Below are 14,100 nucleotides of genomic sequence, written 5' to 3'. Positions count from 1 at the left end.
GGTTGCCATGTCGCCTACCGAAACAGGAGGACCATGCATGACCAAAGTGGTGTATGAAATCGTCGAGCATGACGGAGGCTTCGCCTACCGCATGAACGGCGCCTATTCCGAAACTTTCCCGACCTATGCCGATGCCGTCGAAGCAGCCCGCATCGTCGCCGCCGAACAGCAGGTGGGCGGCGATGACGAGGAAATCAGCTATCAGGACGAGCGCGGCCAGTGGCACGAGGAATATAGCCAGGGCGGCGACCGGCCGGAAGCCGAGGTGGTGGACAAGACAACGGATCAGGCCAGACCGTTTTGACGGGCAGGCTGCGGATTCCCGGAGAAGCGGCCCTGCGGTCTTATGATGCCAGCCGGCTAAATAGTGGCTTTCAAGAATTTGTCCATTCACAGCGGACCCGAAGGCGCGTGCGGCTTTACCCCCTCTGCCCTGCCGGGCATCTCCTCCTCAAGGGGGGAGATCGATCTGCGGCAAGCGCTCGCCCATCTCAACGTTTGAGGATGAAGCGGCGGTAGCGCCTCCTGCCGATCTCCCCCCTTGAGGGGGAGATGCCCGGCAGGGCAGAGGGGGGTAAAGCTCCAAGCACCTCCGGTCCGCTGTGAATGGACAACTCTAACGCCGTTTCGGCGGGGCGTTCGGATCGGTCTCCTTGAGATGGGCTTTCAAGCCCTCGACCAGAGCGCTGAAAACGGCGCGGCACCGCGGTGAGGTTTTGAGGTTTTCGTGCATCGCCACCCAGGTGTGCAGCGGAATATCGATATCAGGCAGAACCTGAACCAGCCGGGGGTCCTTGCGCGCCAGGCCGATCTGGCAGACGCCGATGCCCGCGCTGGCGCGGATCATGGCAAGCTGGGCGAGGTTGCTGTCGGCGCGGATTTCGAAGGAAATATCTTCAATATCGGGGATATCAGGATCGAGCGAACGCATCCGCTGGATAGCTGCCCTGATGAAGGGCGTCTTGCGGTCGAAACCAACCATCCGGTGCTGGTCCAGCTTTTCCATGCTCTCCGGAATGCCGGCTTTTGCCAGATAGTCGCGTGTCGCATGAAATCCCAGACGGAAATTGCCGATATAGCGCATGACGATCGCATCCTGCTGCGGTTCGGTCATGCGGATGGCGATATCGGCCTCACGCCGCAGCAGGTCTTCCAGCGTATCGGACAGCGAAAGCTCGATTTCAAGCCGGGGGTGAACCTCCTGCATGGCGGCCACGATCGGCGGCAGCATTTCCACGCCGATAATATCCGATGCGCTGATGCGCACGGTGCCTTCGATCTTGCCGACCTCGCCGGAAGCTGCGCGCATGAGGGCCGCAGCCGTCGCCGACAGATTTTCCGCATAAGGGCGGAGCGCCAGAGCGGCCTCCGTCGGCATCAGCCCGTGCGGTGAGCGGATGAACAGCGGAAAACCGACGGCCTCTTCCAGCGCACCAATGTGCCGCCCCGCCGTCGGCTGGGTAATGCCAAGCTCGCGCGCGGCGGCGGAAAGCGAGCCGTCACGCAGCACGCTGAGGAAGGTGCGGTAAAAATCCCAGCTGACGTTCCGGCTCTTGGTCATAAAATTTTGTATGGCCGCTCCACCTATTTCGACAATTTCGTATACCGCGCATCACGCCGATACTCCAGTCCAGAAAAAGGAGTAACCACGATGATATATGAAAAACATGCAAATACAGCAGAGAATAATGGCCCTCTGGCCTTGGTCCTGGGCGCCAATGGCGGTGTCGGCAGCCAGGTTTCGAAGATGTTGTTGCAACGCGGCTGGCAGGTCCGGGCGCTGGCGCGTCAGCGTGTGGCCGGTGCGTCTGATGGTATCGAGCGCGTGACTGGCGATGCTATGAACCGGCAGGATGTGATGGACGCCGCGAAAGGCGCCACGCTCATCGTCCATGCGGTCAATCCTCCCGGATATCGCGATTGGGACAAGCAGGTGCTGCCGATGCTCGACAACACCATCGCCGCCGCCGAAGGCTGCGGAGCAAGGATCGTGTTTCCGGGAACAGTCTATAACTTCGGGCCGGATGCCTTTCCGCTACTGACGGAGGACAGCCCGCAAAAGCCTTTCACCCGCAAGGGAGCGCTGCGCGTGGAGATGGAGCGGCGGCTGAAAATGGCGTCGATGCGCGGCGTTCCGGTGCTGATCGTCCGCGCCGGGGATTTTTTCGGGCCGGATGCGAAAAACAACTGGTTTTCGCAAATGCTGGTGCGGCCGGGCAAACCGGTGCGCAGCGTCCAGAACCCCGCCGCACCCCATACCGGGCATCAATGGGCCTATCTGCCTGACGTGGCCGAAACGATTGGCCGGCTGTTGGATCGTTCGGACGAACTGCCTGCTTTCGCCGTCTACCACATGGAGGGTTTCTGGGATTTCGACGGGCTGCAATTGGTGGCAGCGATCGAGCGGGCCGCCGGTCATCCGGTCAAGATGCGGCGGCTGTTCTGGCTGGCGATAAGGCTGGCCGCACCCTTCGTTCCCTTGTTCCGCGAAGTGCTGGAAATGCAATATCTCTGGCAGATGCCGATCCGCATGAGTAACGGCAAGCTGACGGATTTTCTCGGCGCGGAGCCAAAAACGCCCATCGATGTTGCGGTATCGGCGACATTGGCAAGCCTTGGCTGCATCGAAAAGGCGCGGGAGCCGGCCGTCCTTCACCGTCCGGTCGATGCCGGGGGGAGGGTGTGATGGCCACGGCGACGGGTGGATCATCTCACCAGCGCCGTATCTTTGTCGTGGTGTCGGCTGTGGTGCCGGTGCTGATTTTCGCGCAGGTGCTGCTGGCCGGGCTGTCGATCTATTATGACGGGTCGCTGCTTTCGGTGCACAAGGGGCTTGGCGTCTTCATCGCTCTTCCCATCGTCTCACTGGTGGTCCTGGCGCTGCGTGATGATGATCTGCGACCGAATCTTACCCGTTCTCTGGTGCTGCTTGCCCTCTATTGTCTGCAGGTGGCGTTGATGAGCATTGGCCGGGAAACGGGCAATGGTTTCCTGCAAGCGCTGCATGTGCCCAATGCCTTCGTCATGGGTGCGTTCTCAGATTTTGCCGCGCGGCAGGCCAGAGGCCTGCGCTGAAAGGAAAACGCCGCACAGCCAAGGAGCGGTGCGGCGTTTCGGTTATCAGGCGAGCGCCGGATAGTCGGTGTAACCTTCGGCTCCGCCGCCATAGAAGGTCGGCTGGTTCGGTTCGTTCAAGGGCGCGTTGTCCTTGAAGCGGCGCACCAGATCCGGATTGGCGATGAAGGCTTTGCCGAAGGCGACGGCATCGACCTTGCCGCTTTCCACGGCTTCGATGGCGCTCTGGCGGTCGTATCCATTATTGGCAATCCACAGGCCGTTGCCGCCGGCATTGCGATAGGCGCCCTTGAAGGCTGCGTAATCGAAGGGCTTGTCGCCCTGTTTGAAATCGCGCGGGCCACCCGTTGCGCCCTCGACCACATGGATGAAGGCGAGATTGCGCTTGCCGAGCTGTTCCACCACGTAATTATAAAGCGGCTGCGGGTCGGCTTCGAAAATATCGTTGGCCGGAGTGACGGGGGATAGGCGAATGCCGGTACGGCCGGCGCCGATCTCTTCCGCAACCGCATCGACAACTTCCAGCAGGAAGCGGGCGCGGTTTTCGATCGAGCCGCCGTAATCATCGGTGCGCTGGTTGGTGCTGGATTTCAGGAACTGCTCGATCAGGTAACCATTGGCGGCATGGATTTCGACACCGTCGAACCCAGCTTCCAGGGCTGCGCGTGCGCCGCTGCGATAATCCTCGAGGATGAGGCCGATATCGTCGATGGTGAGCGCGCGCGGCTCTGAGGTCTCGGCAAAGGCGCCGGTACCGTCATCATTGATGATATAGGTCTTCGATTTGGCGGGAATGGCTGATGGCGCGACCGGCTGGCCGCCATGCGGCTGCAGCGAGGTGTGGGAAATGCGGCCCACATGCCAGATCTGCGCAACGATCTTGCCGCCGGCGGAATGCACGCCATCGGTGACCTGTTTCCAGCCCGCGATCGCTTCCTGCTTGTAGAGGCCCGGAACGTCAGCGTAACCCTGACCCTGCTGGGAGATCGGCGTGCCTTCGGTGACGATCAGTCCGGCTGTGGCGCGTTGCTCGTAATAGGTGGCGTTGAGATTGTTGGGAATTGCCCCCGGCGAACGGTTGCGGGTGAGGGGAGCCATGACGATACGGTTGGCGAGTGCGATATCGCCGGCCTGTGCCGGTTCGAAAAGACTGGTCATGCGACTTCACTTTCTGGTCGGTTGGCGAAATTGCGCGGCAGGCGCGCTTTGTTTTTCGGGTGCCGGCGTGAAAACCGCTTCGGTTTCCAGTCCGGCACCCCGTGGCTCAAAGCTTGGGAGGCTCAGAGATTGACTTGCAGATAATTGCGGAAGGCATCGATGGTTTCTTCGTTGCGTTCGAAAAATACCCATTGCCCGACTTTTTTCGACCTGATGAGGCCGGCCGCCTGCAACACCGCCAGATGCGACGAGACGGTGGATTGCGACAGGCCGCTGATCTGAAACTGGTTGGCGCACACGCCCATGCTGAGCGGATGTTCCTGGCAGAAATGACTTTCAGGTTTTTTCAGCCATTCCAAAAATTTCAGCCTTGCCGGGTGTGAAAGGGCCTTGAGGACTTCCTCCGGGTTCATCAGTGCTTCTTTAATATCTGACATAACCGATATGTATATCGATCATTTCCGATATACAAGTCACGTCTCTGTGAGCGTTGTGGGGAGCGGGCAGGCGATTCCAAAAAAAGAAGGCCGCTGGATGTCTCCGCGGCCTGACAAGTTTGAAGGTCAAAAACCTCCAGAGGGGAACAGCTGTCGCGTGCCTTGGGCGAGCGTGACAGCTTACTGAAATATGGGAGTGGCAATAATGCAAAACAAGGTTGCATCATGCGATATTTCGCCAATTTGGAGAAAATTCTTGCGGGTAAAAAAAGAGGGCCGCCGGATAGATCCAGGGCCCTTTAAGTGTGAAGGTCAAAAACCTCCAGAGGGGAACAGCTGATGCGGTGGAACTGGGAGGAAAAGCCACCGTGTGCATCAACTGAGAGCTATTTGGTGTTTTTTTGTGCACGAAACAACTCTTTTTTGTGCAGGTCAGGCATGCGTGGCGCGCAGCCCTCGATATTTCCGGTTATTTTATGTGCAAAGCTGAAGAGGGGCGCCCGCGCGCCCCTCTTGCCTATGACTGTGTAAGTCTTTTAATTTAAAAGACTATCTTTCGACGTCGATTATTTTTACGTCAGAAGTTCCAGTTCCGCGCCTTGGCGACGATGAAGTCACGGAAAGCCTTCAGCTTGGCCGCGTTTTTCATTTCGTCGGGATAGCAGAAATAGGTATCGAATGACGGAATATCTGCGGCGAGCGACAGCTGGATGAGGCCAGGATCGCGACCGACGATATAATCCGGCAAACAGGCGATACCTATCCCCAACAAGCACGCGCGCTTGATCGAGGTCTGGCTGTTGATCTGCAGATGTGGAATGCGCGTGTTGTCGGAAGATCGTCCGGCATTCTCCAGCCAGTTAACGTCGAGCAAATAGTTAGGCGCGGGTTCGCCAAAGGAAATGATGCGGTGGTTGTCGAGATCTTCGACCGATTGCGGCTCGCCATGGCGATTGATGTAGGACGGCGCGGCATAGACATGCATATGCACCGTGAACAGCTTACGCTGGATAAGGTCCGACTGCTGTGGCTGGCGCAGGCGGATGGCGCAATCGGCGTGGCGCATGTTCACGTCCAGCTCCTCATTGTCGAGGATGAGCTGGATCGACATTTCCGGATAGAGCTGCAGGAATTCCTGCACCTTGTCCGTCAGCCAGCCCTGGCCGAGACCGACTGTTGTCGTCACGCGCAGCTTGCCGCTCGGCTTCTCCGTCGTTTCGGTGAGCTGCATCTTGACGGTTTCGAGCTTCAGCAGCACGTCGTGGGCGGTGCGATACAGCAACTCGCCCTGTTCGGTGAGAATCAGGCCGCGGGCATGGCGGTGGAACAGCTTGACGCCGACATCCTGCTCCAGCGCGCTGACCTGACGGCTGATGGCCGACTGGGACAAATGCAGCTTGTCGGCAGCATGGGTGAAAGACCCCGCTTCGGCTGCGGCATGAAAAATGCGCAGTTTATCCCAGTCCAATGGCATTGCCATGCCTATCCTGCCTTTCGGTTATTCCGCTGCAACCGCGAGCGGTTGTTGCGCCGTGAGATAGCGTTCTGCTTCGAGGGCGGCCATGCAGCCCATGCCGGCGGCGGTGATTGCCTGGCGGTAAATATCGTCGGTGACGTCGCCGGCCGCGAAGATGCCTTCCACGTCGGTGGCAGTGGAATCGGGCGCGGTCCACATGTAGCCGTTATCCTTCAGCTTCACCTTGCCCTTGAAAAGTTCGACCGCCGGGGCGTGGCCGATGGCGACGAAGACGCCGTCAATGGGTGTGTCGCTGATTGCACCGGTCTTGGTGTCACGCAGCCTTACGCCCGAGACGGAGGGCGGCATGGGCGGCTTGGCGGGAGCGCCAGTGATTTCGGCGATTTCCGTGTTCCAGAGGATTTTGACGTTTTCCTTGGCGAAAAGCCGTTCCTGCAGGATTTTTTCCGAGCGGAAGCTGTCGCGGCGGTGCACGACGGTGACCGATTTGGCGATATGCGCGAGATAGAGCGCTTCTTCCACGGCGGAGTTGCCGCCGCCAACCACGATCACATCCTTATTGCGATAGAAGAACCCATCGCAGGTGGCGCAGGCGGAGACGCCGAAGCCCTGGAAATGCTGCTCGCTCTCGATGCCGAGCCACTTTGCCTTGGCGCCGGTGGCGATGATCAGCGTGTCGGCAGTCCAGACCTGACCGGAATCGGTCCTGACCACGAAAGGCCGCACGTTGGTTTCAACTTCGGTCACGAGGTCGCTGACGATTTCCGCGCCCACATGGGTTGCCTGCTTCAACATCTGGTCCATCAGCCAGGGGCCCTGGATCGGATCGGCGAAGCCCGGATAGTTTTCGACATCGGTGGTGATCATCAGCTGGCCACCCTGCTCCATGCCGGCAATCAGCACGGGTTTCAGCATTGCGCGGGCCGCGTAGATCGCCGCGGTATAACCGGCGGGACCGGAGCCAATGATCAATACCTTGGTGTGGCGGGCAGACATGGAAACATTCCTTTTTTCAGCAGCGGGGTCTTTCGGCGGCAAAGCCATCCAGCCGCAAGACGGCGGACAGGCCGCAACCCCTTCGTTGCCCGGTATTTAAGGTTGTCTAGTGTCTTTATTCAAGGGCAGCCTTGCGTTACCAACAAGGCAGTTGTGGATGCGTGCGCAATTTTGTGACCGGGCGGTGGCATAATGTTGCGAATCCTGCGCCGAATAGTACAAGGAAGTTCTCCAGCTTAACGAGGTACTTCTCCGTGACCAGCGTCGAACTCGATGCCATCGATTTGAAAATCCTGCGCGAATTGCAGCGCGACGGGCGCATGACCAACGTGGAACTGGCCGAAAGGGTCGGAATTTCCGCGCCGCCATGCCTCAGGCGTGTCCGCAAGCTGGAAGAAGCCGGTGTGATCGAGGGTTATCACGCCATGTTGAACGCGCCGAAGCTTGGTTTCGACCTTGTCGCCTTCTGCATGATCGGCCTCAAGCGCCAGTCGGACAGCAATCTGAAGGCCTTTGCGGCCGCAACGGTCGGATGGTCGCTGGTGCGCCAGGCCTGGATGGTCTCAGGTGAAAGCGATTTCCTGCTGCATTGTGTGGCGAAGAACCTGACCGAGTTTCAGGATTTCGTCATCGAGGTTCTGACGGCGGACGAAAATGTCGATACGGTGCGCACCATGCTAACCATCCGTCAGGTCAAGCGTGTCGGCCTTGTGGAAATCTAGTCAGCCAACTTTTGGCCGATTTCGGGGGTATCACCCCGCTGCAACGTCGCATAGACTTCACCGAGGCACGTCGCTTCTTTTTCCAGCGGAAAAGCGCTGCGCACATGCGCCAGTCCGGCGCTTGCGTGGGCTTGAGCCAGGGCGGGATCGGCGAGATAGGTCTTTATCGCATCTCTAAGCGACGCGTAGTCACCCGCATCGACAACCGCTCCGGTTTCGCCCGTGACGATCATTTCCTCATAGGCGCCGGCATTGCTGGCGACAACGGCCGTCTCCGAGGCCATGGCTTCGAGCGGCGTCAGGCCGAAACCTTCGTTGCGGGATGGCGCGACATAAAGCGTCAGCCGCCGATACCACGGCTTGATGTCGTCGACTTCGCCCTGAAGGACGATGCGATCGGAAAGGCCGGCTGCGGCGACATCGGCCTTGAGCGCATCACCAAAGGCCTTGTGTTCTGTCGTTACACGGCCGGAGACGACGGCGGTCCACTGCGGGTAGTGAGGCAGAAGTTCGATCATGGCGCGCACGAAGAGATCGGTGCCCTTCTGGTGGCGCACCCGCCCAAAGCAGCCGATCAGATATTGTCCCGGCAGGCCGGTTGCCGCGATCGTGTCTTCGGGGCCGGTGGCGGGGTGGAACAGCTCGGTATCGACGCCATGCATGACGACGCGATGGGGTACTTCGAGGAACGAGCCGGAGCGGGTGTTGGTCGCAACCACCGCATCCATCTTCGAAATCAGAAAGCGCGTATAGGCGGAATGCCGCCTCTGTGCGGCTGACGTGAAGAGCAGCTTTACCTTCATGCGCAGAATGTCACGCATGAAAATGCCCGGCAGCATTTCCAGATTGCGGCGGGCATGCCAGATGCGCGGGCCGCCGAAGGGGCCGTTTTGCCAGAGCCGCCACAGTTCACGGAAGCGCACATGCGGCAGATGCGGCGGCAGGCCGGGGCCGATTGTGGCGACCTTCTGCCCCAGCCGGTTCTGCACTGGAATGAGCTGAACGATGGTGGAGGTGACGCCGGAGAGCCTGCGCTTGAAGTTCGGCGCGAGTACCTGCACATCTTTCAGACTGACGTGGGACAAGATGGGCTTCCGTCTTTGCGGATGAAGGTTGATTCGTCAGAGAGCGACGCGCCCGCTTGGGGCGCATCGCATCGGGCCAATCAGCCCCATTGAACCGCGAGAATCTCGTAACCCTTGGCGCCGCCAGGCGCGTTGACTTCGATGCTGTCTCCGACTTCCTTGCCGATGAGGGCGCGGGCGATGGGCGAGGAGATGGAAATGCGGCCCGCCTTCACATCGGCTTCCTGATCGCCGACGATCTGGTAGGTCTTTTCCTCGTCGCTGTCTTCATCGACCAGCTTGACGGTGGCGCCGAACTTGATCTTGGAACCGGACATCTTGGAAAGATCGATGACTTCCGCACGCGCGGTCAGGTCTTCGAGCTCGGTGATGCGGCCTTCATTGTGGCTCTGTGCTTCCTTGGCAGCATGGTACTCGGCATTTTCCGAAAGGTCGCCATGGGCGCGCGCTTCCGCAATTGCCTCGATGATACGGGGACGCTCCTCCTGCTGGCGAAAGCGCAGCTCCTCCTGCAGCTTGACGAATCCACCCTGAGTCATCGGTACTTTTTCTACCATTTTTTTATCCTTCGTATTCCTGTCGCTTTACTCGCAGACACAAAAAGAAACAGGTTCCGGAGAGGAACTCCGGAACCATGCCAAAATCATAACTGAACCGACTATATCAGAAGACGACAGCGAAATGCCAGCAAATTTGCGGCGGGGATATTTTTCTAATTAATCAATAGCTTAATTGCCAATATTGACATTCCTCACTGGAACATATAGTGAACATAGCCATGAAGAAATCGATCAGGCAAAGGCTGGCCATTCTCTCCGACGCGGCGAAGTATGACGCATCCTGCGCATCGAGCGGCACGGTGAAACGCAACTCCGCAGCATCAGGCGGACTGGGTTCCACGGAAGGGTCGGGCATCTGCCACGCCTATGCGCCGGACGGGCGCTGCATTTCGCTGCTGAAGATCCTGCTCACCAATTTCTGCATCTATGACTGCGCCTATTGCATCAACCGTTCCTCCAGCAATGTCGAGCGGGCGCGGTTCACCGCCGAGGAGGTGGTGTGGCTGACGCTGGAATTTTACCGGCGCAACTATATCGAGGGGCTGTTCTTATCCTCAGGCATTATCAGGTCCTCCGATCATACGATGGAAGAGATGGTGCGCGTGGCGCGGGAATTGCGCGTCAGCCATGGTTTTCGCGGTTATATTCATCTGAAATCCATTCCGGAAGCATCGCCCAAGCTCATCGAGGAGGCGGGGCTTTATGCCGATCGCCTGTCGATCAATATCGAATTGCCGACCGATAGCGGCGTCAGTCGTTTCGCGCCGGAAAAGCAGCCTGCGAATATTCGCCGCTCCATGGCGGATATCCGTCTGAAGATCGAAGAGGCGGGGGAGCCAACCGTCAGGACAAAAACGACCAGACGTTTTGCGCCGGCCGGCCAGAGCACGCAGATGATCGTGGGGGCGGATGGCGCTGACGATAGCACCATTCTCTCCACCAGCGCCCGGCTCTATGGCAGTTATGGTTTGCGGCGCGTCTATTATTCCGCTTTCAGCCCCATTCCTGATTCATCGAAAAACCTGCCGCTCATCAAGCCGCCCTTGATGCGCGAGCACCGGCTTTACCAGGCGGACTGGCTTTACCGTTTTTACGGCTTCGACATCGGCGAGATAACGGCGATCGGTGGTGACGGCATGCTCGATCTCGATATCGACCCGAAGCTCGCCTGGGCGCTGAAACAGCGTGACCGGTTTCCGGTGGATATCAATGTCGCGGATCGGGAAATGCTGCTGCGGGTGCCCGGGTTCGGCACGAAGACCGTGGCCTCCATTCTGTCTTCCCGCAGGTTTCGGCGTGTGCGGCTGGAGGATCTGGCGCGTTTCGGTGTGTCGCTGAAAAAGGTTAGGGCATTCGTCGTGGCTGACGGCTGGACGCCGGGCAAGCTGACCGAGCGGCCGGATCTGCGGGCGATGTTTGCGCCCCAGCCCGAACAATTGTCGCTACTGTGATGTATGGTCCGGTTATGGAAGGGCGGGGCGATTTCGGCGAGTGGCGCGACGCCGCGCGCGCGGCCCTTGCCGCCAATGTCAGGCCTGACATGATTGACTGGCGGCTGCGGGATGACGAAGCGGGGCTTCTGGATTTTGCGGGCGAACCATTGCCGGCTGTCGCTATCCGGGACGGGCAGGTTGCTGTCCCCGCCTCCTTCGTCGCGCTGGCACAGGCAATCATCTGTCACAGCGATCCCGGCCGCTTCGCGCTGCTTTACCGGCTGTTGTGGCGGCTGAGGCGGGATCGCGCCCTGTTCCAGTTTAAGTCCGATCCTGACGTTGCCGGGGCGCGGTTGCTGGAGAAATCCGTGCGCCGCGATTGTCACAAGATGACGGCCTTCGTTCGTTTCAAGGAATTGCTCTTGCCGCAGGGGCAGGGCGGGCGTCGGCGGTTTATTGCCTGGTTCGAGCCGGATCATTTCATCGTCGAGCGGACGGCGGCATTCTTTCAGCGTCGGTTCACCGATATGGACTGGCTGATCGCGACGCCGAAGGGGTCCGCGCGGTGGGACGGAAATGTGCTGCAGACTTCGCGGGAAACGGCGGTAAAACCCGATCTGACGGACGAGACGGATGAACTCTGGAGGACCTATTATGCCAATATTTTCAATCCCGCCCGCCTGAAGATCAAGGCGATGACGGCGGAGATGCCGAAGAAATACTGGAAGAACCTGCCGGAAGCGGACCTCATACCCGGTCTTGTTCTGGGGGCGGAAGCGCGGGTGCTGGAGATGGCGGCCAGGGCGGCAAGCCAGCCGCAGCCCTTTCACCACCGCCTGCAGGCCGCAGCGTCTGCGCGCGAGATGCCGCAACCCGTGCCGGACGGCACCCTTGCGTCGCTGGCGCGGGAGGCTGGCCAATGCACCCGCTGCGCCCTGCACTGCAAGGCCACGCAGACGGTTTTCGGGGAAGGGCCTGAAGACGCTGATATCATGATCGTCGGCGAACAGCCGGGTGATCACGAAGATCTCGCCGGCAAGCCCTTCGTCGGCCCGGCAGGTCAGCTCTTCGACCGGACGCTGGTTGAGATCGGTGTCGAACGCAAAAAGCTCTACGTCACCAACGCCGTCAAGCACTTCAAGTATGAGACACGCGGCAAGAGGCGCATCCATCAGCGGCCGAATGCGGGAGAGGTGGAGCAATGTCGCTGGTGGCTTAACCGGGAAATTGCGCTCGTGCGGCCGAAACTGATCGTGGCCATGGGCGCAACCGCGCTTTATGCGCTGACCGGCGGCAAGGAGAAGGTTACTGAAATCCGCGGGCGTCCTTTGCCGATGGAGGAGGGCCGGACGCTTTTTGTGACCGTGCATCCGTCCTATCTCCTGCGCCTTGCCGATGTCAGGGCGAAGGAGGCGGAAATAGCGCGCTTCCGGAGGGATATGCAGATAATAAGGCGATTCTAATATATTGTTTTATGTATTATAGAGTTACTTTGAATGTAGACTGTGATTGTCAATAATGCTTTTTACAGATTGTTTATCTGTAATTTTTATTGAAATTTTATCTCCATATTATAATAGATTATCTCAAAGTTTATTTATTGTATGGGCATATTATGCTGGGTGAACTCGACCTTGCAACAGTCATACTGATGCAAAAATGTTCTTACATCGTTGGGCTGTTGAGCTTTATCTACCTGAAAATGAGCAATCGCGGTTTGCCCGGTCCCGCTCCGCTTGCTGCGGGTTTCGCGGCGATGACGGTCGGCTCCACGCTTGCCGGTTACGGCGAATGGAAGATATTATCGCCGGCCCTTTGGCAGTTCGGCAGTATTCTGTTCGGTATTGTGGGATATGCGCTGATCTGGCTTGGCCTGAAGACGTTGAGCGACGGACGCTTCGTAAATCGCAAAACCATATTGTTTACCTGTCTTATCGCGGTACTGGCGATGGGCGTTGCGCTGCAGGTGGCCGACAATAATGCGTTTCGCGCGGCGCTGTTTAATGGCTGTGCGGCTCTGGCCTATCTTGGCGGAGCGGGCGTGCTTTTTGCCCGGCGGCGGAAAGAGCCGCTTCTTTCCCGACTGGCGCTCGGCGCCATTACCGGCATTTCCGGCCTGATATCGCTTGCGGTGATGAAAAGCGTGCTTTTGCCCGATTATGCCAGCATCGATCTCGTCAACGCGTTTTTCTTCATCATCATGCTGAACTTCGCCATCGCGCTCTTCGTGATGATGCTGGTGGCGGAGCGATCCGAACGGAAATTGCTGGTTCTGGCGAATACCGATCCGCTGACGGGCGTCAAGAACCGGCGTTTCTTCTTCCAGACCATGCCAGCGGCTCCCGATCCCACCGACGCGGCCATGTTGCTCGATATCGATCACTTCAAGTCGATCAACGACCGTTTCGGCCATGCCGTCGGCGACAGCGTGTTGCAGGAAGTGGCAAGGCGCATCGGCGGCAGCATCCGTGGCGGCGATGTGCTGGCGCGTTACGGCGGCGAGGAATTCATCATTTTCCTGCCCGGCGCCGGCGTACACAGGGCCTGTATGATCGGCGAACGCATTCGCGACGCGGTCGCGGTGACGGAGGTGGATTGCGGCGGTTTGCGGGTCGGTGTGACAATCAGCATCGGCGTCGCCGCGAGCGGTGATGTCGGCTGCGATCTCCAGGCGCTTGCCGAAATGGCAGACCGTGCGCTTTACCGGGCAAAGACCGAAGGGCGCAATTGCGTTCGCGAGGCTTTTGCAGCCTAGGCGGCGGCAAAAACTTCAACCCTCCTTATTTTCCAAACCTGGCAGCCTTCTGCTCAGCCTGTCGGCTCGTTCGCTGCATCCGCAGCGGCGCGATGTCGTAAGGCCTCTTTCAGCAGAATTTCGATCTGGGCATTGATGCTGCGCGACTCGTCGCTCGCGGTCTGCCGAATCGCGCTCAATATGGCGGGTTCGATCCGAAGCGGAAATGCCACTCGCTGCGGCCCCAGGGGGCGTCCGATCATGAGTTAATCCTGCTGGTTCGCAGGGGAACGGCACGGCCGACAGTGGAGGTTGGCTTTTCGGGAATGCAAAAAGACATCATGAGCCTCGTGCGGGAGTGATGCCGTTCTGATACCGAAAATGGATTGCAGCGGCATTGCGCAAAACAAAACGCCGCGGGCA

General features: G+C 59.0%; 15 protein-coding genes. 7 read left to right on the top strand and 8 right to left on the bottom strand.

Annotated elements, in window-relative coordinates:
• Positions 1–37: 37 nt before the first annotated feature.
• Entirely contained in the window at positions 38–304 is a 267-nt protein-coding gene (locus CFBP5499_RS10105) for a DUF2188 domain-containing protein (protein WP_080824622.1), read from the top strand.
• Between the two features lie 312 nt (positions 305–616).
• Here the strand turns inward: CFBP5499_RS10105 and CFBP5499_RS10095 are convergent, their stop codons facing one another.
• Positions 617–1,561: a LysR family transcriptional regulator gene (locus CFBP5499_RS10095; protein ID WP_080824623.1), complete on the bottom strand. Its 945-nt coding sequence runs from the start codon at positions 1,559–1,561 to the stop codon at positions 617–619.
• 90 nt (positions 1,562–1,651) lie between these two features.
• Between CFBP5499_RS10095 and CFBP5499_RS10090 the strand changes: the two genes are divergently transcribed.
• A complete protein-coding gene (locus CFBP5499_RS10090; RefSeq protein ID WP_080824624.1) occupies positions 1,652–2,686 on the top strand; it encodes an NAD-dependent epimerase/dehydratase family protein in 1,035 nt (344 codons plus the stop codon).
• Positions 2,686–3,075: a DUF6220 domain-containing protein gene (locus CFBP5499_RS10085; protein ID WP_080824625.1), complete on the top strand. Its 390-nt coding sequence runs from the start codon at positions 2,686–2,688 to the stop codon at positions 3,073–3,075. Before CFBP5499_RS10090 ends, CFBP5499_RS10085 begins: the two co-directional genes overlap by 1 nt.
• Before the next feature lie 45 nt (positions 3,076–3,120).
• On the opposite strand, the gene CFBP5499_RS10080 is transcribed toward CFBP5499_RS10085, so the two are convergent.
• From CFBP5499_RS10080 to trxB, 4 genes are all read right to left on the bottom strand, one after another.
• Entirely contained in the window at positions 3,121–4,233 is a 1,113-nt protein-coding gene (locus tag CFBP5499_RS10080) for an alkene reductase (RefSeq protein ID WP_080824626.1), read from the bottom strand.
• A 122-nt stretch (positions 4,234–4,355) separates the two neighbouring features.
• On the bottom strand, positions 4,356–4,646 hold the full coding sequence (locus CFBP5499_RS10075) for an ArsR/SmtB family transcription factor (RefSeq protein WP_080827254.1): 291 nt from the start codon (positions 4,644–4,646) through the stop codon (positions 4,356–4,358).
• A gap of 601 nt (positions 4,647–5,247) precedes the next feature.
• Entirely contained in the window at positions 5,248–6,144 is an 897-nt protein-coding gene (locus tag CFBP5499_RS10070; RefSeq protein WP_035214662.1) for a LysR family transcriptional regulator VtlR, read from the bottom strand.
• A gap of 24 nt (positions 6,145–6,168) precedes the next feature.
• Complete coding sequence (trxB, locus tag CFBP5499_RS10065; protein WP_010972126.1) at positions 6,169–7,143, bottom strand: thioredoxin-disulfide reductase; 975 nt, start codon at positions 7,141–7,143, stop codon at positions 6,169–6,171.
• Positions 7,144–7,397: 254 nt separating this feature from the next.
• Here trxB and CFBP5499_RS10060 point away from each other — a divergent pair, with 254 nt between their 5' ends.
• Complete coding sequence (locus CFBP5499_RS10060; protein WP_173987334.1) at positions 7,398–7,865, top strand: Lrp/AsnC family transcriptional regulator; 468 nt, start codon at positions 7,398–7,400, stop codon at positions 7,863–7,865.
• On the opposite strand, the gene CFBP5499_RS10055 is transcribed toward CFBP5499_RS10060, so the two are convergent.
• Together CFBP5499_RS10055 and greA are read right to left on the bottom strand one after the other, a co-directional pair.
• A complete protein-coding gene (locus CFBP5499_RS10055; RefSeq protein ID WP_080824628.1) occupies positions 7,862–8,950 on the bottom strand; it encodes a glycosyltransferase family 4 protein in 1,089 nt (362 codons plus the stop codon). The two genes, CFBP5499_RS10060 and CFBP5499_RS10055, sit on opposite strands and share 4 nt — an antisense overlap.
• Positions 8,951–9,030: 80 nt before the next feature.
• Positions 9,031–9,507 (bottom strand): transcription elongation factor GreA, encoded by a 477-nt coding sequence (greA, locus tag CFBP5499_RS10050; RefSeq protein ID WP_026363859.1) that lies wholly within the window; start codon positions 9,505–9,507, stop codon positions 9,031–9,033.
• A gap of 221 nt (positions 9,508–9,728) precedes the next feature.
• On the opposite strand from greA, the gene CFBP5499_RS10045 reads away from it, so the two are divergent.
• From CFBP5499_RS10045 to CFBP5499_RS10035, 3 genes are all read left to right on the top strand, one after another.
• Positions 9,729–10,961, top strand: coding sequence for a putative DNA modification/repair radical SAM protein (locus tag CFBP5499_RS10045; protein WP_080824629.1), 1,233 nt, complete (start codon positions 9,729–9,731; stop codon positions 10,959–10,961).
• The gene (locus CFBP5499_RS10040; RefSeq protein ID WP_080824630.1) at positions 10,961–12,406 is read left to right on the top strand and encodes a UdgX family uracil-DNA binding protein; all 1,446 of its coding nucleotides are present in this window, start codon (positions 10,961–10,963) and stop codon (positions 12,404–12,406) included. The genes CFBP5499_RS10045 and CFBP5499_RS10040 overlap by 1 nt, the downstream gene beginning before the upstream one ends.
• 152 nt (positions 12,407–12,558) lie before the next feature.
• Positions 12,559–13,698, top strand: coding sequence for a GGDEF domain-containing protein (locus tag CFBP5499_RS10035; protein WP_080824631.1), 1,140 nt, complete (start codon positions 12,559–12,561; stop codon positions 13,696–13,698).
• A gap of 53 nt (positions 13,699–13,751) precedes the next feature.
• Here CFBP5499_RS10035 and CFBP5499_RS10030 read toward each other — a convergent pair whose 3' ends face one another.
• Positions 13,752–13,940: a hypothetical protein gene (locus CFBP5499_RS10030; protein WP_080824632.1), complete on the bottom strand. Its 189-nt coding sequence runs from the start codon at positions 13,938–13,940 to the stop codon at positions 13,752–13,754.
• Positions 13,941–14,100: the final 160 nt, after the last annotated feature.

This window comes from Agrobacterium tumefaciens, from assembly GCF_005221325.1.
Classification (GTDB): domain Bacteria; phylum Pseudomonadota; class Alphaproteobacteria; order Rhizobiales; family Rhizobiaceae; genus Agrobacterium.
This window is presented reverse-complemented; position numbering and strand designations above follow the sequence as displayed.

What these genes read in the sequence shown, in the direction of transcription:
- CFBP5499_RS10105 (WP_080824622.1), top strand. Translation starts at nt 38, where the DNA reads ATGACCAAAGTGGTGTATGAAATCGTCGAGCATGACGGAGGCTTCGCC.
- greA (WP_026363859.1), bottom strand. Translation starts at nt 9,507, where the DNA reads ATGGTAGAAAAAGTACCGATGACTCAGGGTGGATTCGTCAAGCTGCAG.
- CFBP5499_RS10030 (WP_080824632.1), bottom strand. Translation starts at nt 13,940, where the DNA reads ATGATCGGACGCCCCCTGGGGCCGCAGCGAGTGGCATTTCCGCTTCGG.
- CFBP5499_RS10040 (WP_080824630.1), top strand. Translation starts at nt 10,961, where the DNA reads ATGTATGGTCCGGTTATGGAAGGGCGGGGCGATTTCGGCGAGTGGCGC.
- CFBP5499_RS10035 (WP_080824631.1), top strand. Translation starts at nt 12,559, where the DNA reads ATGCTGGGTGAACTCGACCTTGCAACAGTCATACTGATGCAAAAATGT.
- trxB (WP_010972126.1), bottom strand. Translation starts at nt 7,143, where the DNA reads ATGTCTGCCCGCCACACCAAGGTATTGATCATTGGCTCCGGTCCCGCC.
- CFBP5499_RS10045 (WP_080824629.1), top strand. Translation starts at nt 9,729, where the DNA reads ATGAAGAAATCGATCAGGCAAAGGCTGGCCATTCTCTCCGACGCGGCG.
- CFBP5499_RS10085 (WP_080824625.1), top strand. Translation starts at nt 2,686, where the DNA reads ATGGCCACGGCGACGGGTGGATCATCTCACCAGCGCCGTATCTTTGTC.
- CFBP5499_RS10070 (WP_035214662.1), bottom strand. Translation starts at nt 6,144, where the DNA reads ATGCCATTGGACTGGGATAAACTGCGCATTTTTCATGCCGCAGCCGAA.
- CFBP5499_RS10080 (WP_080824626.1), bottom strand. Translation starts at nt 4,233, where the DNA reads ATGACCAGTCTTTTCGAACCGGCACAGGCCGGCGATATCGCACTCGCC.
- CFBP5499_RS10090 (WP_080824624.1), top strand. Translation starts at nt 1,652, where the DNA reads ATGATATATGAAAAACATGCAAATACAGCAGAGAATAATGGCCCTCTG.
- CFBP5499_RS10075 (WP_080827254.1), bottom strand. Translation starts at nt 4,646, where the DNA reads ATGAACCCGGAGGAAGTCCTCAAGGCCCTTTCACACCCGGCAAGGCTG.
- CFBP5499_RS10095 (WP_080824623.1), bottom strand. Translation starts at nt 1,561, where the DNA reads ATGACCAAGAGCCGGAACGTCAGCTGGGATTTTTACCGCACCTTCCTC.